Consider the following 22,835-nt stretch of genomic DNA (forward strand, 5'->3'; position numbering starts at 1 on the left):
AGGGCTTTTGTGGTTCAGGGCAAGCCCCCCCCCCCCCCCCCCCCCCCGCGGCCGTCGTCGGCTGTGGACCGGCACCGAAAGCCAGACCCCCGGCAGATTTCGGTTAAACCGTTGATACTGGCCAGCACTTTATAGGCCTGGGGCTTCCCATCGGCACTCATCGGGACCCCATCGCTATCCTCTTTTCCTCAGGTAGTTGGATCAGCAAGAGTCGGGGCTCTGTTCCTGAAGTCTACCTACATACCTCGGCGGCATCTCTCGCCATCTGCCAATCGTGTTTATCATCGTGAGGCGCTTCGTGGCGCCCTTAGGCGCAAAACCGCGAACTCGGCACCTTTGACATGCGGAACTCGCCCGATGATGTCGACAGTGGCTTGAGCGAGAAATCTTTATGAGGTGCGTAGGCACCCGCATGCATCGGCCGCGTGCCGGCCTTCGATTGCGCGCAATTCGTCGTCGACCATGCTCAAGGCTTCGACAAACCTTAACGCAATATCAGTATGGCCACCCTCGTCAGCCAGACGCATCGCTTCTTCCGCTAAGAACCTTATTGTCCGAAGTCGGCCTTCCTTTCGCGCGCGTTCCGGTATGAGCATAAGGCTACGTGCTCGCGCTTCCGATCAATTACTATCCGGGAAAAACCCGGACCTGCCGATCGAACCGATCAAGATTATTTGATCATATTACAAAACTGGCGACGATGCACCGTCGGCAACTCGCCTTTGCCGTGGACGCCGACCGCGCATTCCCAAGAAAGATCCATAAAATCAGCGATGCCGATGACACTTTCGTCACCAAACCGACCTTTCGGGAAGATTTGCGAATTCAGCGGCGCACCGATGCAATGGCGGAAGAGATTTTGTTCGCAATCAAAGTCTGCTGGTTGGGATCAAAGAGCTTGTTTGCATCAGACCGGTTGGTGACATATCCGGTTTCCACAAGGATGGACGGGACACCCGGCGCCTTCAGCAAAGCGAAATTTGCCGTCCTGATCGCCCTCAGGTTCCCCTCCTCTTGGCCAAGCGCAATGCGGATTTTCGACGCCAATTCATATGCAAAGTTTATTGATCCGCGCTGACTTAGGTTTGCCAATATGTAAGCAGTGTCATCGTCGTGATCAACTGACCGGCCTGACCGGGTCAAGCGGCTAACCACGATAGCCTCGCCAGCATCGTTTAAGACATAAATCGAAGGACCACGCGCGGAACTGGGACCGCTGTCAGCATGAATGGAGATAACAAGGTCGGGTGAGCACGACGAGATAACTCGCCGACGTTGAACAAGGGAGAGGTTGCGATCTGTTGCCCTTGTCATGATTACTGCTAACCCCCTCTGCAGGCTTAGCTGTTTCGCCAAGGCGGTTGCGATGCCAAGGGTCACATCCTTCTCATACCTTCGCGGCATGACTGCAGGCGCGCCCACGTCTCTGCCTCCGTGGCCCGCGTCCACAATCACCGTATAGCCCGGTGGCTTTCGCGCAGGCACGCACTGACCAACTGATATAGCGATCGCGGCAAGAAACAGCATTCACATTAGATACGTCAGTGTCATGCCGCAGGCTATACCAACGCCGGCTACTTGGCATTAAGTCGGACGTCGCGTCGGTACGGATACCGGTCTTTGGCACGTCGGCGGCTTCGTTGGCATTGTTGAAGCAGATCAAGGCCTTCCCCAACTATCTTCTCAATCCGCTCCAACGTGCCCCGCGACCAAGGAAGCCTTAGCCATATTTGTGACCGAACAGAAACATCCAGTTTCAAATAACCGAGGCGGTATAAGCTTGTGTTAGCCGGTTATCCTCGTTTTAATCATTATACGTTGAGTTTGCGGACGCCGGATGGGTTGTCCGCCACGCGACAGATAGGGGGGTAGTAGAATGATGTCAGTAGCTTACCCCAGGAAGGGGCTGCCCTGGACTGACGTCGACGATGACACCCTTCGACTATGGTCCGAAACTATGAATACTCGTGAGATTGCGGACTTACTGGGGCGCACGTCACATTCCGTGTACGAACGGAAAAAGGTCCTGGGCTTGAGCCAAAGTCGTTGACCTGCGACAAAGGGCTACGCGTCTCGAACGACAACCGCTACTTATTGCGAGGTAACTTAACAATGATCCCAGAGGTAAGTAACGGCGAAGGCGACACAGCCGAAGAACGTGGGGAAGTTCACTTCCTAGCCGCGATCGTCGACGAATTAATACGGCGCTTAGTGCATACCGGCGCAATGACACAGGGCGATGCGAACGCAATCGAGTCTGCAGTAGCGGACCGGTTAGGAACATCGCCTCGTGCGTGGTGATTGGTCGTTACTGGAAGCACTCCCCCCTGCGGCCCAGGTGTCGCCGCAGCGCCCGGGGCCATACCTTGGTCGCCCCAATCTCGATCTACTACGAAATGCTAGCGGATCCCAAAATGCGCTGGTGCTAATATCACTCGACCATACTATTGGTTAATTAATAAGGTTAATTGATCGAGAGCTGAAACGAAGTGGTTGCTATGAGTCGTTGGGTTGCGTCGTGGTCGGTCACAGGGCTGGGGCTACTGATCGGGTGTACGGCAAAGCCCGAGATCGTCGCGAAAGCCCCGCCGCCCGTTACGGCGCCCGTAGCAGCACCCATGATGCCAAAGGGCGCATCACGGAACATGGTCATTCCCGCGGCGCTCTCTGACGGCAGCTACCCCACCCCAAACCGAAACTTGTCATCTGCCGCCACGGTTTGGCATCTCCGCGCGGCGTTGAACGTAGCAGCGCTTGCTTGCCGTGGCCCTCAAGAACTGGTGATCGTTGCCGCCTATAATGCCTTGTTGTCGGCTCAGCAGCCAGCTTTAGCTAAGGCGCAATCAACATATGCGAGCGAATGGAAGTCAGGCGGTGGGGATTGGCAGGACCGTTATGACGACGCAATGACCCGACTGTACAATTTCTTCTCTCAGTCGCCTTCGAGAGAAGCATTTTGCACATCGGCGAACCGTGTCTTAGCCGACAGCACCGGAGTGTCTCCCGAAGGGCTGCCTGCATTCGCGGCTGAGCGTCTACCAGCTCTGGAGCAGCCGTTCACAGATTTCTATCGCGCGGTTGACGAATGGCGCGGGCGTGGGGTGAGACCGTCTGCACCTCAACTTCGAACTTCGATGGCCGGACTGCCGTTCTCCTCGAGTCGGCCGGCGCAATCAATCACTCAATCGAGTCTTCAGCCGATCTCACAACCAGTCCCACCCGTACAGCAAATCACGTTGAAGATCGATCCGAGTGTCTTTCAATGATTATGCAGAGGGGCGGCCGCTTGCGAACCGGGATCTCCCGCTGACAATTTACACGATCTCACCCCGATGCCGCAACTGGTTATAGGCGACCCGGCAATAGGGCCGCAGCCACTGATGCGGGACGAGTTGTATCGCGAGCTAACCGTGGATTGCGCTACCTTCGAATGCATAAGGAATGGCGCCGCGGCTGATGAGAGCAACCCTTATACCGGCGAACTTCATCCGGCCGAACACGCCTAACGCGGTCACTACTATGGCCAAGGTTCCTTCGCAGATAACAACGGGTTCACCGCGGCGGCACGCGCCTCGACCGTTATCGAACGTCGATCGCCGCCCTGCTGCTGTGGCGCCGGCGTCCCATGCTGGTTTGCAAGCTGCTGCCAACGGACCGCAATCGCGGCGCTAACCGAACCGTACCACCGCCTGTCGACGCGACAGACCGCTCGCGATCGCCGCCACAACCCTGCCCCGAAGATCCACTGAATGCTCGCGCCATCCATGCCAGCCTCCTGCACCGGCAGGAATCCTGAATCAGAAAACCGCGGCGACGGAAATCCCTTATAATTCGGCACGGTGAGAAACCGCTCTAAAGTCACGCAGATGCCGTTGTCGTGGTGATGCTATAGAGGCGGTCGCCGAACACTGCGCGACCATTTAGCGGGTATCGAGGAGGTCCGAAAACGTCCCCCATCCGTTACTACTCTTCCGCACGTCTATAATGTGCAACAGAGCCACTGCGTTTCACGGAATAATGCGGAAGACGGTCTTTTCTGACAACGCTGGACGTACGCATGTCAGGGAATGGGCTCTAACCACGCTGCATAAACGGACAAATTAATGAGAATGCCATTTGTAGTAAACAATTTGTGAACATTAGGTTATCGATGCTGGGCGGTGCCGCTGAGTTGACTCGCACTCAGGTATGCTCGTGGATCGGCGCCGAAAACGAGACGCCAGTAGATTTCATCAAGCCATTGAACTTATATTTACAGCGACGAGCCCGGCTGGCACCCATCGCCCCCCCCTTATGACATGTACGTTTCAAATCATTACAGCCGGCTGTCTTCCCCAAAACGGGATTCCGCTTTCGGCGCTGATCCACATGCAAAGCGGTGCCACGCTGCAGCGGTCTCGGATATGCCACCTAGCTATCGTTCGAACGATGTAGCCGTATCTAGCTGTCCAACCGCTGCGTCAGCGACATTCCCTATGCGATACTGGCGCCAGTATCGATTCCACCTGATGGCGGCGCCGTCGGAAAGGATCGCACAGGAAAGCGACCGCCCGTCCGGCATCGTGCATTGTGCAACCACGCGCTGTAGCTCTTACCGGCTGCCTCACACTGCTGCGTTTCTGCAGTTCACTGCCCGCCTGCCACCGAGACTTATTACCGTCATCGCACCACGCTAACCGCCGCGTTAGGCAGACCAACTGGAGGGCAACATCGGATAATATCGAACCAATTTGAGCTTTCTTCAAACCATGAGGGTTGCGATAGAACTCTGCAGAACCTTAACCTGGTCTAGGTTAAATACCCCAAAAAAATACTTCGGAAAACGATAATGCGAGAGTATCGTATGTATGTTCTCGATAACATCGGGAAAATCATTGAGCGTATCGATCTAAAATACCCAAATGATGCGGAGGCCGTGTCCGACGGAAAGATTTACGCCCGAAAGAACGATGTAGAGATTTGGTGCGGTCAAAGAGTCGTTACCGTTCTGCATCCTCTAGCCTGATTGAGAGCGACGAAGGACTTCCTTTGAAAACCCTAAGGGCACAGAGTCATTCGCAGACGGAATGAAAGTCGTGTATGACCCTAGGCTACCTTCTCGAATGACTCCATCGGGCGCTTGGTCATGCCATCGAACCAATAGGGAACCACTTTTGCCCATCTCGAGGTCGTAGGGATGATCTCTCATTGCCCTCGAATCAACGCCTAGCTCAGCAGCGACACGAAAGCGCTGCTTTTCCATTTCGTCGTTTGTCATAATCTGTTTCAGCCCCGCCACAGGTTCAATACTGGCGCGACAAACCTTCAAAAGATGAAAATTGATCCGGTTTATTTGTTACCGACGCTAGTTTAGCGTCAAGCGTCCGGTCTTACCCCGACGAATGGAAACAACGCGGGGGTGGTCGCCCTACAAGAAACCACGAGTTTTCAAGAGCGCTCCGCACATTCCCGAGCGCTTCGAAAACCATCGAGATTACGATATGGGCCTTGCGTATCGTAGAGTCCGCGCACTGTTCGGAACGATATTCATGTTGCAACGCCATGCGGCGCAATATTGGAAATCTGGACACGATCACGGCCACCCCACTGATTCAGCCAGAGATTATTCGCCAGCCTAAGAATGGATCAAGCCCGTTACGGCGTTCCGTTCCTCGATTACGGTGTAATGCACTTAAGCGATTTTCTGATCAGTCTGCATCGTAGCCAGCAGCTGCGACGTAGTTCAAGCATTCCTGGGGCGAGTAGAGGTCGACGATGCGGCCGATGGCATTCCAGAGGCCGTGGATGATCCGCTCGGCCGCCTTTCGCAGGTGTGCCGTCAGTTTGAGAAGGCCATCTCGATAGGGTTAAAGTCCGGGCTGTAGAGCCTGCCCCGTTGAACGCCGGGGGCGGAAGGAACAGGAGCCGGCGCCTGCGGCTTCAATGGCCGCGTACTCAGCTGGCGCTTTATGGCTGGATAGGTTGTCCATGATGACGGCGTTGCGAGGTGACAGTTCAGGCACCAGCACGCGGGTCACGTAGGTGAAGGCATCACCGTTTATCGCCCGTTGAGGACCCAAGGAGCGATCCATGCCGGTGCGGCTAGGCCGGCGAAGAAGGTGATGGTTTTCCAGTGCCCGTACGGCACGCCTGCTCGCCGTCGTTCACCGTGTGGCGCGCTGCCATAGCGACGCGGCATGTTCGTCGATGCGCAGGTCACTCGATAAAGATGAGCTGTTCGGGATCGAGATCGAGCTGGCCGTCGAACCATTCCTCGTGCCGCTTCAGAATGTAGGGGCGATCCTGTTCGGTCGCGTGCGCTGTTTTTTTGCGTGTAATCCCGCGGCGCGCGAAGAACCGCCATCTCGTGCCGAGTGCGACCTTGGTGCCGTGATCGACCAGAAGCGCCTGCAACTCGGCCAGGGTGATGTCGGGCGTTGCCTTGTAAGCGTCCAGGATCAATACGTCGTGCGCCCCGATCGTCAGCGAACGCCGATCTCCGCCCTGTCCCTGTGACGCCGGCGTCCCGTGCTGGCTTGCAAGCTGCTGCCACTGGACGGCGCTGGCCGCGCTGACACCAAACCGTACCGCGGCCTACCGACGTGACGGAACACCCGCGATCGCTGTCACAGCTCTATCCGAAGATCTACTGATAATGCTCGCGCCATCGATGCCAACCTCCTCCACTGGCAAGAATCCTAAATAAGAAAACCGCGACGATGGGAATTCCTTTATGACTCAGCCCGGTGAGAAACCGCCCTAGTGCTGTGACGAGTATTGTCACCGAAGATCGACCAGTAGCTTGGTCAGGTTCTGTCGTGCCGCCCGCCGCATGTCATGCGGTATACCGCAGAATCCGGCCTCTATACCGTAGAAGGCACCAATGCGTTCGAGTATCCCGGCTATCAGTGGCATTGCGACGAGTCATTTGAGTCTAACACCTTGCGCTGGATTTACCTCGATAGCCGACATCGGTAACACGGCTTAGATTGATGATTATCTCACCAGCAAAAATCTCGACTTGATCAATCGCCGCCCCGCTTCACCGAAGACTGCTCTAGATCGCACGAATGACCAACAGCAATTGTCCAAATATTGTCTCAATCTGCTCAACCGACGCAGTGCACAAACGGATGTGCCCAATTGCGGAATGAGGCGGTGCATCAGTAGATCGTGGCCGCAAAGAATACCGCTTGCGGATTCCGTAACTACCGACCCTTTTGGCTTGCCCCGGTCGCTGGTCTTTGGCATCAGATGTCCACCCTAATGGGGCGATTAGCTCAGTTGGTAGAGCGTCTCGTTTACACCGAGAATGTCGGCGGTTCGAGCCCGTCATCGCCCACCATATATGTTTGCTGTAGGCGCTGGATCGCCCACGGCTCTTTCGCTCTGTCCTGACGAGAAAACGGTGGAAAATCGGGAGCGACGTAACGGCAACCTACTCGTCCGCGTACCCAGCCTTTTTCCGATTCCAGTTCCTTGACCACCAGCGTCATGAGGTTGAAAAACTGGCGCGAGAAATGGACCGGAGAACGAGGAACGTTGCAGTATGGCCATTCTCGTTGCCGCTGAATGAAGGACGGAGTTCTCCGCGCGCAATCAGGTTAGGCCACGAGTTGCCCGCCTCACAACGGCGCGAGACCGGACTTCTGCTAGGCGTAATAGAACGACTGCCGGGCAGGTTTGCGGTCCTGTCACCAAAAAAACCCAAAATAAAATGGTTGTCTGATCAAAAAGCATTTATAGTTAATATTGTTGGAACTCAAACACCTCGCGCGCGTCCCTTACAAAAGCGGTCGAAAGCCACGAGGAGGATATTATGTCTAAAGATTGCAACCCAGGGCCTGATGCGCAAAATGACCTTAGTTCGCCTGACGCGATCCGCGCTTTGATACTTGGCGCAATTGCGGGTGGTATAGTTTGGGCGCTGCTTGGCTATACAGTAAAAGCCCTTATATAGGGTATTGCTAAATACGATTAAATCTAGGCTGGAGAGAGATTATCTAAGCTAAGCTTTTGTTCTACATATTGACCGATTTTAACTTATAGGGCGGGCGCTGATCGCTGTACAAGTTAGCTGGCTTACCGGCGGTATCTTTCTCTGATATAACTAATATATTGTACTCTGTAATATCCTTGTAAAAACTCTTACAACTCGGCAGTTAGGGGTTGAGCACCGCCATAGATTCCCTAGTAGAGCGCCAACTCGTAGACGAGATAATTATCCAAGCGCTCCTGAGGTTGAATGCACCTGATTGTCTATACAAGTTATGCTGTACATTCGTTTGGACAGGAGGAACTCGTAAAACTGCGGGCGTTCTCTGCGTCGGTGAACCGATTTAACGACATTACCGGTTTGCTCGTGTTCGATGGAAAACGGTTTATTCAAGCCCTCGAGGGAGAGGCAAACACCGTGATCGCTACAATGAATCGAATATATAATGATCGTCGGCATACGAAGATCGTGATGATGGAAGATCGAAATATCGTATCCCGTCAGTTCGGTTCCTGGTCTACCGAGTACAGGGAGACATCCGGAACCTCGAATGACGCAGCCTTCGTAGACCGAGTAAAATCCAAGGTTGTCAATGTTGAGGATGATTCGACAAAAGCGGCGTTTATAGGCTTTTCAGCCTTGTCGATACGCCGATGGGCACGATCATCGATCTAGCCGTGCCATCCGTGTTTACCACACGACGGCAACAACAATAGATCCTTAAACATGCGGTCTTTTCTGACACGATGCTTGTAGTAGAAGCCGAAGCACCACTTCACTAAAGTGGGATACCCGAACGGGCTTTTCTAAAAATATATCAGCTCCGGCGTCCGCGGATCGCGTTTTGAACTCATATTCAGTTGCTGCAGTGATCGCAATTATAGGTACCAGAATGTTTTCCGGCGAGGCTCGCAGTGCGGAGATGATCTCGTATCCAGGCCTATCTGGCAATCGAATATCGACAATAATAAGGTCCGGCTTCGTTGCATTCGCGATAGCCAGACCGTCATTTCCAGTTAGCGCTGTCACGGAAGAAAGCCCTACTGCTCGGATGACTTCTGAGAAAAGCTTTGCATGAAGAGGTTGATCTTCGATAATTAAAACGAACGTCATCGCCCCCCCCTCGCTTTTCGCGAGCTTCACTCAAGCCGTAGCGCATAACATCAAAAATAAAACGGTTTTGTTTATCTTCTAATGCTACTTTGTAAAAAGGTAACGGTAATATTTTTAATGTCGGAAGCAGAAAAGTCCTCCGCTATGATGACAGTACGTATGCACCGCGTAGTATAGGTGAGCATTTATCAATATTATCCGCGGAATAAGACGCCATCCAAATTGCGCAGCTGGCAAACGCCGGCGGTTTAAAGATCGCTCGCCCGTTACGCACCTCTGAGCCAGAACGACGAGGTCGCGGGCGGTGCGCCGCGGCGTTAGCATAGCCCACATTGGAGAATCGTGCGGCGAACAGACTGCTATGCCTGATAGGTTCTAAAAGTCTGACTCGATTGAGCACCGGTTTTTAGTCTTAAGCCCGATGGGCGGTATTTGATTACTCAGCAAGTATAAGCGCGACGCGCCCGCAGATTTCAATCAATCTGAATACTTTTCGTTAAAAACGTACACATACGCTATACGCGTTGTCATAACTTAGCTAGTCGATCTATTTATTTGAACGCTTGCTACAGCGGAAGGGAGATTGTTACTTAGCCACTCGTTTACTAATGGCATCGCTAATAAAAGCGCTAATTCACCAAACGTACCATTTTCAAACAAAATATTAGTTCTTTTATGACCAAGAAGCCTTCTCATTGACGATCGACACGCATTAATGGTTTCGCGCGATGCCATAGAACAGCAGCAGCTCTTGTCTATAGCATTAAAACAGTTTTCCTGCTTGCTATTTACCCCTTCATTATCACTTAGGCACAGATCATGCACTGCAAGCGAGCTCTCTTCTATATTAAACTCATATTGGCAAGGCGTTGACGAAGGGACATCTAACACCGTTAGTATTTTCACATGTTTATCAGTTTCATTTATATTACTATCTGATAGTAATATTTCCTGGACTTGAACGAGAATCTTACCAAGCTTGGTACCTATATTTTCGTGGCTCGCTACATTTCGCATCTGGTGCTCAAGTTTAAATCATGGTCGGTCAATATGATACCTCATACGATTTGATCCCAGGCGCCTCGCATAGCCGACATCGACCGAAGTTTTTTACAAACATCGCATATGGAACGAACTTATCGATTGATAACTAATCTCAAATGTGGGTGTTTTACCTCCCTCTGTTTCTGCAAACGTTGCCAAAAAGTAGCAGGAAGGCAGCTTGTGTCACTAATATAATCCGCCAGTTCCTCGGCGATTAGAGCGGTTGCGAGATAACGCCGGCGACGTACTGGATCCTGGCATTTTTCCGCATGGGCTCGTTGGCTTGATGCTTTGCATCGTAGCGCTTGCGCGTGATCGTCCAAAACGTGTCCTTTATCCGTTTTTAAATGACGGTTAACCATAATGAGTAGATAATGTGAATAAGATTTCAGCGCCTGACTCAAAACCTGGTTTTGCGAACATGCGGAGGCTGTGATTGTTGCGGTCGTGTCCGATACGTCCGGTCATGCGATGCATGACCGTATCGTAGTACCAGTCTGCAAGATAGTGAACTGAGCCGTTCACTCCCGTACTGTAGACGACAGCGACCCTTACCGCTGCAGATTTAGTTTTCACTATTATGAATAAATTGATAGTGACAACGTATAGTCATTGCTTTTTGGTATAGGAACTATACTCTATACTATAAGCTATCTAATCAAACTCTTCAATATCTTTGAGCCCGACGATGACGTGTGTCATCTAAATCTGATCATGGTCCTATATTTATTGTACTGCGTTTATTTTATCTAACTTAGCCCGTAGAATGCGTTGCTTTTGCTGTGCTTTTCGCAAGTCGGCCGCGTACGCGCCAAGTAATTCACGAGAAAGCTCATCGTTTAGTCCTTCGACGATTCGGCGTACTCGATTGCATTCCGTCTCTAGGCTCACATCAGTCGGCACGTTTCTCTCCGTTTCGGCGCGAGGGGGCGTCAAACCTGACAACAGCCTAAAAATGGTTAACGAGACGTTAAGATATTTAAGGCTGCGGATGGGCCGATTGGCTGGCGCGATGAGCGGATGCATTCGTGTTGAATTTACCTCCGATTTGGCGCGTATCCGTAATGCGCGTCCGAACTGATGAATCCACCGCAGTCGCTGCTAGAGAGCGTGGCTAACTAATACGGGCCCGTCGCTCACAGTGCCAGCGCACGGATTAGCGCCGCTGCGCGCCAAAGCGGTAGGTTGACGATGGCGAATGATTTATGCCCATGCCATCGACAAAACCGGTCTGTTGCCGAGCGGAAGGCAATGACCGTGGTTACACGTTGTTGCCGGTCGCTTGAGCGCAGCAGCCTGGCATCAGCCGTGACATTTTACGATTGATTGCATCCTGCACCTCCTGCGGATTTCGCAGTCATTCGCTAGGGCAAATACTCTGCCTGTCTTTAATGGTTTGCCGGCAGCTGGATGCAGCACAAGTTGCTCCGGCAAGCAGCATAAGTTTGAGCCTTCACGTAGATCGCGACGCTGACGATTGGACAAAAATAAATTCCCCTACTGCTGGATTAGCTCGTCAACGCCGAACCCAAGGTGAGCTGCTGCCGATTTCGTGGACACCAAGATAGGGTGTTTTCGGATCCGGAAGGTGACAATGCAACGACGAAAGCTCAGCCGAGAGTTCAAGCTGGAGGCGGTGAGGTTGGTCCGCGACCGGGGCGGGACGGTTGCGCAAGCCGCGCGCGGTCTGGACCTGCACGAGAACGTGCTGCGCAAATGGGTCCGCGAAGCGGAAGCTGATCCGCCGTCGGCCTTTCCGGGCACCGGCCAGAGGGGCCTGAGCAGCAGGAGATTGAATGGCTGCGCCGCGCGTTGGCCCGGATGACGGCTGAACGTGACATCCTAAAGAAGCCACGGCATACTTTGCCAGGGCCTCCGGATTGAGTTCGGGTTCATCGCAAAGCATCGAGCAATTTGGCCGGTGTCGTGGCTTTGCGGGGCGCTCGATGTCTCGCGCAGTGGTTTCCAAGCCTGCCTCGTGCGCGCGCTGAGCGCCCGGTCGCGCAGTGGCGAAGAGTATGCGGGGAAGATCCGTGCCAGCTTCATCTCCAGCTACCGAACCTGTGGCGCGCGTCGCGTCTGACACGATTTCTTGGCCAAAGGCCTTTCATGCGGCCTGCATCGTGTCGAGCGGCTGATGCGGTTGCACGGTCTCATGGCGCGGCCGGGGCGCCGCGGTCTGCCCAAGGATCATGGCGAACGCTCGGTCATCGCCGGCAACGTGCTCGATCGTCAGTTCAGCGCCGAGGCGCCGAACCAGAAGTGGGTGGCCGACTTCACTTACATCTGAACTGCCGAAGGATGGCTATACGCGGCCACGATGATCGACCTGTCCTCACGTCGGGTGGTGGGTTGGTCGATGAGTAACACGACGACGGCGCAACCCGTCACCGATGCGCTAGTCATGGCGATCTGGCGGCGCGGCACGTCCGATGCACTGCTGCATCACTCCGACTCGGGCAGCCAATATACCGGCGAGCAGTTCCAACGGCTGATGGCCGACAACGGCGTCACCTGCTCGATGAGCTGGTCCAGCAACGTCTGAGACAATACTGCGATGAAAAGCTTCTTCTCCTTGCTGAAAACCAAGCGGATCGCGCGCGAAACCTATCGCACGCGCACTCAGGCAAGGCAGGACGTGTTCGATTACATCGAACGCTTCTACAATCCCACGCGCAGGTACTCGACCTTGGGCTATCTCGGCCCATAGGCTTCGAGAAGCAGGCTCATGTAGCCTAACTTGGTGTCCATGGGACCGGCAGCAGCTCACACGGGAGCCGTTGACCGTGCTCCCTCTTATTTATCTAACCGCTGATTATACCCGCGCTATCGGAGCTTGGCCGACTGGTATCGGACGCGCTTCCGAGGTACTGACCTCATAACAAATTCATACCTATATTTTCGGTAGCGCTCAGCGCATAACATTCCGGGGCAACGATTAATGAACCAAGACGATCTGCGCCAAGCGATGCAGCGCCGATTCGAAGCTATAAGTTTGCGTGAGTGGTGCCGACTTACAGGTTGTAGGGCCAGCCACGTTACCGAGTTTATGTTAGGTAAACGTGGACCACCCTCTGACCTCTTGAATGCACTTAACCTTGAGATACGATATGTTCGACGCTATCGTGCTAAAGGCACAACGCCTTAATAGATACTGCTGATCCTTTACCGGTCGTGTAAGGAATTAGTATGTTTTAGATCTAGAATATTTCGTCGATTAATTGAGACAGAGGCTACCTGAAACCGAGCTATTTGTGTGCTTATTCTGACTTATGTAAATAGGTTTGCGGAACCTAGGCTATCTAGTCATTGTCCGGTATGAAATGCTGGTTGAATTTAACCAAGATGACCTACAGCACCCATTCATGTCCCACCTCTATTTACACCCTTCAAGCTATCTTTCTTATCAAACGAATTAGGTGCTTGATGGTAAGTTCCTTCTTTTAAATGGAAGGAACCGTATGGAACAGGTACGTCATGGGCGCGCCTCAACCGGTCGCGCCGCCAGAAAAGCAATATAAGGCATCGCAGGCTTCGCGGTCGACGCCTGGTCACGAGAGGGGGATCAACACGAAGACGACGGCGAGATGGCACAAGCGGCAAACGGTTGAGGATCTCAATTCTTGGCCGAAGGCCCTCAACCTACAACCCTGAACAAAACCGTAACTGTAGCGGTCGTCGCATTCCGCCGTCACATATTGCTGCCGCTCGGTAATTATTTTTGCGTTGTACGAGCAGCTACGAATGCCTCTGGCTGACTTGAATGCGCACTATAGTCTTACCCGTCGACCCAAGTCGGTCATTGGGTTTAGATCTTTACGAATTTATCGCTGAAATATAGGCGTAGCTAGTTTGCATCAGACCATCGCTACCGAAGCATTTGCGCCCGTTTTGGTTTATTTACCTGTCGTTAGCTGCGATCTCCGATCAGTGGTTCACGTGCGACGATGCGCGGCATCCAAGGGGCGAGGGTTTGGATCAACTCGACTATCGGGCGTTCGGGGCCAGTGACGACATGCCTAGGCAACTTGTTGATGCAGCGTACCCTGATCAAGATGAACCAACGACTGTTATTGTTCGTCGGTCGCCGTCAAATGGTAGCCTAGACGAGTGTGATGAGGACGCTCGTTATGCCGTTGCTCTCAGTCCCCAGATCAGCTGGACCGCTGGGCCTGACGGTCGGGTCGAACGTGTAAGCCCCCGATGGCGTGAGATGACGGGGGCGGATCCATCAGCAGCATTAGGGGATCGGTGGATCAGTAGGCTTCATGCCGACGATGCGACGAATGCAGCGAATGCCTGGAGAATGTCGATCGAAACAAAACTGCCGATCGACATTGAGTATCGCTTGCAGACGTGCACTGCAGGGTATCGGTGGGTACGTTCGCGTGCGGTGGCTCGGCTCGATAGTTCAGGTCAGGTCGTACGCTGGTACGGGACGCTCGAGGACGTGCATGATCGCAAGTTAGCGGAACATGCACTACGGGACAGCGAAGAGCGCTTCCGGCTGGCAGCGCAGGCGGCTGGCCTCGGCATATGGGACTACAATGCGTCCGACGACCGTCGCGAGTGGTCCGAAGAATTCAAGGCTATGTTGGGCCTGCCAATCGATGCCGCACCATCGATCGACACCGCGCTGTCCTGCGTCGTATCTGACGACCGGTCCAAGTTACTGGCTTTGATCGGCGCAGTTCGCGCGGGCCACAGCGGGCATCGGTTCGAAACAATGGTAAGAATCCAACGCGCCGACACAGGCGCTGAGCGGTGGATGAAGACCGCCGGGTGGCGGATTGAAGCACCACTGGGCAGGTTACACCGCGTTCTAGTAACAGTTCGCGACGTGACCGAAGAGCGGAACGTTGAAGACCGGATCAGATGGACGGCGGATCACGACGGAATGACGCGCATACCCAATCGCACGGCATTCGTGGGTCGGTTAGAGAGCGCCATTGCCACCGCTTCCAGGGAGCATACGTACGTTGCGTTGGTCTTGTTCGACGTAGACCATCTAAAAGAGACCAACGATACAATCGGTCACGACGCCGGGGACCTACTTCTGCAGACCTTGGCTAGCCGGCTTACAAAATTCTTCGGTGAGCATTGCACAATTGGTAGGCTTGGTGGTGACGAGTTCGCCGCCATCCTCGAACGGACGGACGATCACTCCCTCGTCGTCGAGGTCCAAGCTGCACTGGATGCACTACGCGAGCCCTTCACCTATGAAGGTCGGATCGTCGATTGCCAGGCGACAGCCGGCGGATCGGTATACCCGCAGCATGGTTCGAGCGCCGCAGAAATGCTGAAGGCTGCCGATATTGCGCTGTACGCTGGAAAGGAGCGCAACCGTGGTGGGTTTCTCCCCTTCCGAGCGACGATGCGCGCCGACCTTCAGCGACGGTCCTCGATGATCAGCGTTGCCCGCGATGCGGCGCGTGATAACCGTATCGTGCCATACTATCAGCCAAAAGTCTCTCTGCAGAATGGCGCAGTCTGTGGTTTTGAGGCGTTGCTGCGCTGGCGTCACCCGACGCTAGGTGTGCAAGCGCCTGGGACGATTGCCGCCGCATTCGAGGATCTGGATCTAGCTACGGGTATAAGCGAACGCATGCTCGCCCAGATCGTTGACGACATGAAGCGCTGGCTCGACAATGGCGTTGAGTTTGGGCGCATCGCGGTCAATCTTTCGCCTGCCGAGTTCCGCCATGAGTCCCTCGTATCTCGGATCTTAGAACGTCTGCACCGCTCTGGAATAGCAACCTCTCGTATCGAACTCGAGGTTACCGAAACCGTATTCCTTGGTCGCGGCGCGGACTCCGTCGCAGAGGCGCTAAACGTCTTCAGTCGCGAAGGTGTGAAAATCGCACTGGATGATTTCGGCACCGGGTACGCGTCGCTAACGCACCTGAAGGCCTTTCCGGTCGACGTTATCAAGATCGACCGTAGCTTCGTCAGTAATCTGGATACAGATCCCGACGATGCCGCGATCATCGATGCAGTGGTTGGGCTTGGTCATAGGCTAGGTATGGAGGTCGTGGCCGAGGGGATCGAGACCGGCGTTCAGGCTCGGTACCTGCTCGACCGCGGTTGTGACTACGGTCAGGGGTATTTGTTCGGTAGGGCCGGCCCAGCTGAAACGGTGCCTTCCATCATGGCCGGCAAACGTATCCATGTCGGACGCAGTCCATCAATTGGCGCTAAACCTCTCGGCTAATCACCGGCTGATCGCATGAGGTTTCAGTCCGGTCAGCTACCACATGTGGGTCACATGCGTACATGCCTGTCCTGCAGCTTGCACTCCGTCCGGGTCGGCACGGGGGATTAGGCATGTCGAGAACGTTCTACGTAGAGACTGATCGTTCAATTTGAAGGGCAGCGGACTTTCCCCATTTAGAGAAGTATTTTCCCCCTGCCCCCCCATACTCTTTTTAGTTTTTCCAGTGTCTTGGTCCTAATGCTAAATTATTTGGCATCATCGCGCCACATATGTTGGTCTGCCTCTTTCATTGTGAACCCTAACTCAATCGGTATCAGCGCCAGTTTCAAACTAAGATCCTTCGGCAGCAAGATTGCTGCGCTTGACGAAGGACGTCACATGACTTTCGGAAATTTCACCAACTCAGTTACCGTAGACGATACCGCAGAACCGTGCCGTTCCCGCGGGGGCCAGCCAACGGTTTCCAGCCGACGACCGTTCGAGTTCGACGATCTAGAGACACAGTTCGATCCCGAACAAAATACCCTGTGGACCTACATGCGACAGAGGAGCCGACCGAGCTTTAACCCTGGGCTGCTGGCGGAATTCGGGCAATGGCAGGATGACGTGGTGGACGCACGAGAGTCTGGCAAGATGCCGATACGGTACCTGGTTCTGGGCTCAAGGTTTCCGGGTATTTTCTCGCTGGGCGGCGACCTCGACTTGTTCGCAGCACACATCCGGGATGGGGATCGGGCCGCTCTTGTCCGCTACGGCCGCGCGTGCGTCCGAATCCTTCACCGCAACATGCGTAGCCTGGATCAGCCGATCGTCACGATCGGGTTGGTCGAGGGCGATGCGCTGGGGGGCGGCTTCGAGGCGTTGCTGTCGTTCAACGTTGTGGTCGCCGAACGGGGCACAAGCTTCGGGCTGCCGGAAACCAACTTCGGCCTATTCCCCGGAATGGGAGCGCACTGCTTCCTTTCCCGTCGCCTCGGAACCGCCCGCGCCGAACAGATGATCCTGAGCGGCCGAACTTACACCGCGGAGGAACTGTACGATCTCGGTATTGTCCACGCACTGGCTGCGCCGGGAAGAGGCCGAGCCGAGGTCGAGGGTTACATACGGCAGAACCGTCGCCGTCACAGCGGCCACTGCGCGATCTATGAAGCGTCGCGTTCCGTTAATCCGCTTCCCCTTACCGAACTGGAAACCGTCGTCGACCTTTGGGCGGATGCGGCATTGCGGCTGAGCGAAGCAGACCTGAAGCTGATGCGTCGTCTTGTCGGTGCCCAGACGCGCCTACTCGACAAAGCGGCGTAAAGACCTCCGCTTAGCGCAGTTTCACTGCTGACGGGGCAGCGTCGGCGAGCATGGTTGCGACCATGCTCGCCGACATGGGCCGTGCAAGAAGAAACCCCTGCACGGCATCGCATCTGGTTCGACGCAGTTGATCAAGCTGCGCCTGTGTTTCTATCCCTTCGGCGATAGTCCTCATGCCGAGCTTGGCCGCCATCTCAATCACGGTTTGCACGATCGCCACTGAGGCCGGGTTCAACTCCGAGTCCTGCACAAAGGAGCGGTCGATCTTAAGTTTCTGGAACGGAAACTTCGTCAGATAGCTCAGCGACGAATAGCCCGTTCCGAAGTCGTCGAGCGTTGTGCAAACCTGCAGGCGATTGATGGCCTCTAGCGCGGCGAGTGATGCCGTGATGTCCTCCAGCAGCACCGATTCCGTAACTTCGAGCTCGAGGCGTTCGGCGGCCAGCCCATTGGTAGCAAGGGCGCTTACGATCGTCATCGGTAGATCGGCCGAGCGCAACTGGATCGGCGAAAGGTTGACAGCGACCGTTACATCGCTCGGCCAAGTGCTGGCAACGCGACAAGCCTCGCGGATCACCCATCTGCCTATCTCAACGATCAGTCCGCTGTCCTCCGCTATAGGGATGAACTCGGCGGGCGAGATCGAGCCATGGCGGCGACTGGTCCAGCGTAAGAGGGCCTCGCACGATAAGACGTGCCCGCCGGCCAGATCGAAAATAGGTTGAAACATCAGACTGAATTCGTTCCGTGCAAGAGCACCTTCCATTTCCGCTGCCAGTTCCCGACTGCGTTCGACCTTCTGGTCCATCAGTCGTTCGTAGAAGCACATCATCCCGCGACCGCTGTCCTTCGCCCGGTACAACGCCAGATCCGCATTTTTCAAGAGAGTGTCCGCATCTCTGCCGTCGGCAGGCGCGATAGCAATGCCGAGCGAAGCTTTCACGCGCAGTACATACCCGTCAAAATGTAGCGGCCGTTCAACCAAGTCCAATATCGTCTCACCGATCGTGACAGCGTCGGTTCGGCTCTCAATTTCGCAGATTACAGCAAATTCGTCTCCGCCCAGTCGAGCGACGATGCCGTGAAGCCCAAAAACTTCGTTCAATCGGTGAGCCACGCCGGCCAGCACCGCATTGCCTGCTAGATGACCGAACGAGTCGTTTATCTCCTTGAAGCGATCCAGATCGAACCAATGAATAGCAAGGCAGCGGCCGCTAGCGTCCAAGGCATTCAGCCGTTCCTCAAACTGCTCGCGGAAAGCCGTTCGGTTGGCTACTCCCGTCAGATCATCCCGGCGGGCCACGGCAGCATGGTAGTCCGCGAGCGCGATTTTCTCTCGAGAAACCGTCGTTGCTTTCAATATGACGCCGTATGTTTGCAACGTGATGTCCATCATTGCGACGACGAACAGGACGATAACGGCTGCGAGCGCCATTCTGAGTGGCTCCAGCGACGCTGCCAGTCCTGCAGCTAGCGGCAGCGAGGCCAGGGAGAGCTGTGAAAGCGCGATCCACGGACGACCGGCGTTGCGACCGGCAATCCCCGCGGCGTATCCGATCGTAGTCGTCACCGCGAGCATCTGCAGCGTGCCGCTATCGCTCTGAAGCAGAGTAAGTAGGCCGAACGTTCCAAGCAGCGCCGAATAGCAAAGTGCCCCGGACCGATAGAGAGCTTCCTGTCGTCTCGGCCGCTTTGCTAGCGACAGTTCGTCGGCGTTCGCGCGATGTGACGGAAGGAACGCATCGACGATACGGCCACCGGCAACGAGGGCAATCGCGAACCCACAAGCCAGTATTGCCGTGCTACCAATGGCCAGTGTGACGATCGCCACGATTCCGGTGGTCGATAACGCTCCGATTACCAGGGACTGCGGGGATGCGTAGAGTGACTCCACCAACGTCTCGCGGACCGAGGCCGCGATTGCCTGGTCGGAATGTCGCAGCTGCCTTAATCGGGATATCAGACCGGTCATCCGCCCGGTAATGACGTGTAGAGGTGTAGAATACACGAAGAAACGTCCGTCAGGTAGGCGAACCGGGGCAGACCGAGTTGTCTCCCGTAAGGGGCAAGAGATCTGCTCTGGGAAATCATTAACCCAAAATGATTGACCAATGCCCTCCCCTACTCGCGAAGTCGCGCGTTGAATCGGTCAGGAGTTTGAAGCTATACATCGCGACATGATGGCTATTATTAATGCTGACGGACGCGATCGAGTTGAGGATCCCCTGTGCGCTTAGATGCCGTCGACCTTAGTTTCATGCCCGGGTCACATAGCGACACACTTTACGGTTGATCCGCCACCTGGACTAACAGGTGTATCATGCCCTTCAGATGTACGTAATGAGCTGCCTGACATGCTCGTCTTAATAACGACGATACGATTTATAGATGCGCAAAACGGCGATGTGCGAACCGAACGGCAATGCGCCAAACGTCATGTATAGACCAACGGATCAGCGATGAGAGCCCGACCGAAAATTGAGTTGAACGATTTCAGCACCTTGTGATTCACTGGGGGTTGCGAAGACCACGAGGATCACATGGGCTGGACTGAAACCGCTCGGCACGAGCATGACAGAAGCGGGCTGCGCTATGCAAGCGACTGCACCGATGAGGAATGGGCTGTCGTCCGGCCATTATTGAGGCGAACCTCCAGGGTTGGACGCCCGCGCAAACACAAGGCGCGGACCCTGTGAGATGCGATCCAGTATATCGCATCGACGGGGTGCCAATGGGCGCAACTGTCCAAGGACTTCCCGCCCTTCACGACGGTGCAGTACCATTTCTACCGTATGCGCGACAACGGCCTGCTCGTTGTCATCAACGCGGTGTTGGTAGGATGGGTGCGAGTTTCGGAGGGTCGCACGCCGGCGCCGACCGCAGGCATCATCGATAGCCAGTCGGTGAAGACCACCGAGGCGGGTGGGCCTCGCGGATACGACGCCGGCAAGAAGTTAAAGGGGCGCAAGCGCCACATCGTGACCGACACGCTTGGCAACATGCTCGAAGGCGTGGTGCACGGGGCCGATGTTCAGGACCGCGACGGGGCGCCCGACCTGATTGAGCGATCCTGCGACGCGTATCCCACGCTCACCAGACTGTATGCCGATGGCGGCTATGCCGGCCAGAAGCTTGAAACAGCGGTCGCGCACATTGATCGGCTGACTATCAAAATCATCAGACGATCCGACCTGACGGGCTTTGTCGTTCTGCCCCGGCGCCGGGGCGTGGAACGCACCCTGGCGTGGCTCAGTCGATGCCGGCGTCTCGTCAAGGATTGGGAAGCCTCCATCGCATCGTCCGAAGCCTGGATGCTCGTCTCGTCCATAAGACGAATGACCCGCCGTATCGCTAAACTCAAATTATGAGTCGGGGTCTGAGGTGTCTTGTGGAATTTTTTCAGAATTACCGCGTTAATATGTGATGGGGCACTGCCATCATGGAGAACGCAAACCTCACCAGCCATAAACGGCGATGCCATCCGTGCCAGGACTGGGTTTGGCTGTAATCGGAGTCGAGTTCGGTCGTTTCGAAGATGCCGAGATTCCCAGCGGTGATCTAACAACGGCACTAGGCCTTGCATGTCCGGACCAAACGATCGCTGGATAGCCGCGGATCGGGATGCTTCAGGGTTTTCCGTGTAATAGCACGAAGCCTCCCTCTTGCGCCGTATGGTGCACGACAGGCCGCAGCGTTTTCCTCGTAAAAGCACGAGGAACGCTGCCGGGCGACGTCGTTCTGCTAGAATCATCGTGCCTTTCCACAGGCCGCCAGTCTGTGTGCGCGAAGCAGCGATCCAGCCCTGATAATGTTCGTGCTATTACACGGAAAACCCCCTTTCCATTGGACAAGCATCCCCTGGAGACACAGGTTAAGGACTGGACAAGGCGAGTTTGGGATGATGGGCGATGTTTCGGTGTTCCAAGGCGATCTGTTTTCGCTCCACAGCCCGCTGTACGGCGATGTGCAGGGCGAACGCACGGTAGCTGAATTTCCGTTTTTCGCATTGTCGAAAAAAGCTCACATGACACCGATGGTTTTTGAATCAGGTGAGGCTCGGATTGAAATCAATCCGAGCAAGACCGGGGTGGCCACAATTTATGACAAAGAAATATTGCTCTATATCGCTAGTCTGATGGCTGAGCGTGCCGAGAAAGGCGAAAAAGCCGACCGGATCATGACATTCACTGCCAATGATCTCTTCCGCGTAACCGGAACTAACTCATCCGCGCGGTCCTACACGTCACTCAAGGCCTCGTTAAATCGGCTGCAGGGTACGCAGATCGTTACCAACATTGAAACTGGCGGCGAGGGGTCTGACAGTTCATTTTCTTGGTTGCTCAAAGCCGATATCAAATACATCAAGACACTGGCCGGGGAACGCCGTGTCAAGTGGGTCGAAGTAATGGTATGTGATTGGCTGTATCGCGCAATCCTAACAGATCAGCGGATAGCAGCATATCACCATGACTTCTTTAAGCTAGGTCCGATTGAGCGACGTTTGTACGAGCTCGCGAAGTTCAACTGTAAGGACGATGATGGCTTCAAGCTTGACATTGGCGAGCTTGCTGCGCGTGTCGGGTGCGCTTCGGATCGGCGCGGCCTTGAATACTTCAAAAAACAACTCCGCGACGTGTCGGAACAAGATAGTCTACCTGAATATACACTCGACGTGGTTGAGACAAAAATTCCGTCGGGACGGGGCGGTCGGCCGCGGTTGCACACGATGATAGGCTTTCGGCCGAAAATCGATCCTACGATCCTCGCCAATGCCGTAGATGCATAACCTGTGCGCGGGCTGCGAGGGGTTTTCCGTGTGATAGCACGAACATTTCCTGGGTTTTCCGTGCGAAAGCACGAGCCTTGCTGCTTTGTCTTGAACGCATAAACCGCAAGGATGGGTAACGGCATCCTTTGTTCGTCAGATTCGGTTCTTCGCTGATCTGTTGAATGATGGACGCCGTGACGATCATCGGCAGAGAAGCCAGGTGTCGGCAATTCTGAGCGGCATCATACGCAGCGTCCACGCCAGCGCATGATACATGAACACTCAGATTGGCCCCTGCCCTATCTGCCAGTTGCAGCAGTAACGAAGGAATGGACGTGAGCAGATAGAAGGAAACCCGGCGCAGAGGCCGGGCATCCCGTAAGCACATACTAGGTTCGTGCCGGCAAGCACAAACGATC

At 54.8% G+C, this 22,835-nt stretch carries 9 protein-coding genes, 1 tRNA gene and 3 pseudogenes; 8 read left to right on the forward strand and 5 right to left on the reverse strand.

Annotation, left to right across the window (positions count from 1 at the left end; translation table 11 throughout):
* Window positions 1-825 precede the first annotated feature (825 nt).
* A complete protein-coding gene (locus ASE69_RS23375) occupies window positions 826-1,527 on the reverse strand; it encodes an N-acetylmuramoyl-L-alanine amidase (RefSeq protein ID WP_082452913.1) in 702 nt (233 codons plus the stop codon).
* Between the two features lie 1,091 nt (window positions 1,528-2,618).
* Between ASE69_RS23375 and ASE69_RS22385 the strand changes: the two genes are divergently transcribed.
* Entirely contained in the window at window positions 2,619-3,266 is a 648-nt protein-coding gene (locus tag ASE69_RS22385) for a hypothetical protein (protein ID WP_235518173.1), read from the forward strand.
* Between the two features lie 2,421 nt (window positions 3,267-5,687).
* Here the strand turns inward: ASE69_RS22385 and ASE69_RS05640 are convergent.
* Window positions 5,688-6,647, reverse strand: a pseudogene (locus ASE69_RS05640) (IS630 family transposase).
* Window positions 6,648-7,248: 601 nt separating this feature from the next.
* On the opposite strand from ASE69_RS05640, the gene ASE69_RS05645 reads away from it, so the two are divergent.
* Together ASE69_RS05645 and ASE69_RS23380 are read left to right on the forward strand one after the other, a co-directional pair.
* A tRNA-Val gene (locus ASE69_RS05645) sits at window positions 7,249-7,324 on the forward strand.
* 900 nt (window positions 7,325-8,224) lie between these two features.
* Window positions 8,225-8,650 (forward strand): BLUF domain-containing protein, encoded by a 426-nt coding sequence (locus ASE69_RS23380; RefSeq protein ID WP_082452915.1) that lies wholly within the window; start codon window positions 8,225-8,227, stop codon window positions 8,648-8,650.
* 45 nt (window positions 8,651-8,695) lie between these two features.
* On the opposite strand, the gene ASE69_RS21165 is transcribed toward ASE69_RS23380, so the two are convergent.
* Together ASE69_RS21165 and ASE69_RS21850 are read right to left on the reverse strand one after the other, a co-directional pair.
* Complete coding sequence (locus ASE69_RS21165) at window positions 8,696-9,088, reverse strand: response regulator (RefSeq protein ID WP_156362181.1); 393 nt, start codon at window positions 9,086-9,088, stop codon at window positions 8,696-8,698.
* Window positions 9,089-9,622: 534 nt separating this feature from the next.
* Window positions 9,623-10,105, reverse strand: a complete 483-nt coding sequence (locus tag ASE69_RS21850) for a hypothetical protein (RefSeq protein ID WP_156362182.1) — start codon at window positions 10,103-10,105, stop codon at window positions 9,623-9,625.
* Between the two features lie 1,621 nt (window positions 10,106-11,726).
* Between ASE69_RS21850 and ASE69_RS05655 the strand changes: the two are divergent.
* The 3 genes and pseudogenes from ASE69_RS05655 (at window position 11,727) to ASE69_RS05665 (ending at window position 17,648) form a co-directional block, all read left to right on the forward strand.
* Window positions 11,727-12,842 (forward strand): annotated as a pseudogene (locus tag ASE69_RS05655) (IS3 family transposase).
* Window positions 12,843-14,147: 1,305 nt separating this feature from the next.
* Entirely contained in the window at window positions 14,148-16,343 is a 2,196-nt protein-coding gene (locus ASE69_RS05660) for a putative bifunctional diguanylate cyclase/phosphodiesterase (RefSeq protein ID WP_235518199.1), read from the forward strand.
* A 381-nt stretch (window positions 16,344-16,724) separates the two neighbouring features.
* Window positions 16,725-17,648 (forward strand): crotonase/enoyl-CoA hydratase family protein, encoded by a 924-nt coding sequence (locus tag ASE69_RS05665; protein WP_082452918.1) that lies wholly within the window; start codon window positions 16,725-16,727, stop codon window positions 17,646-17,648.
* Window positions 17,649-17,658: 10 nt separating this feature from the next.
* Here ASE69_RS05665 and ASE69_RS05670 read toward each other — a convergent pair whose 3' ends face one another.
* A complete protein-coding gene (locus ASE69_RS05670) occupies window positions 17,659-19,479 on the reverse strand; it encodes a putative bifunctional diguanylate cyclase/phosphodiesterase (RefSeq protein ID WP_162236851.1) in 1,821 nt (606 codons plus the stop codon).
* A gap of 709 nt (window positions 19,480-20,188) precedes the next feature.
* Between ASE69_RS05670 and ASE69_RS05675 the strand changes: the two are divergent.
* Window positions 20,189-21,016: pseudogene (locus ASE69_RS05675) on the forward strand (IS5 family transposase).
* 530 nt (window positions 21,017-21,546) lie between these two features.
* Window positions 21,547-22,434, forward strand: coding sequence for a replication initiator protein A (locus ASE69_RS05680; RefSeq protein WP_235518174.1), 888 nt, complete (start codon window positions 21,547-21,549; stop codon window positions 22,432-22,434).
* The last annotated feature ends 401 nt before the right edge of the window (window positions 22,435-22,835 follow it).

The organism is Sphingomonas sp. Leaf208 (assembly GCF_001421415.1).
GTDB lineage: Bacteria > Pseudomonadota > Alphaproteobacteria > Sphingomonadales > Sphingomonadaceae > Sphingomonas.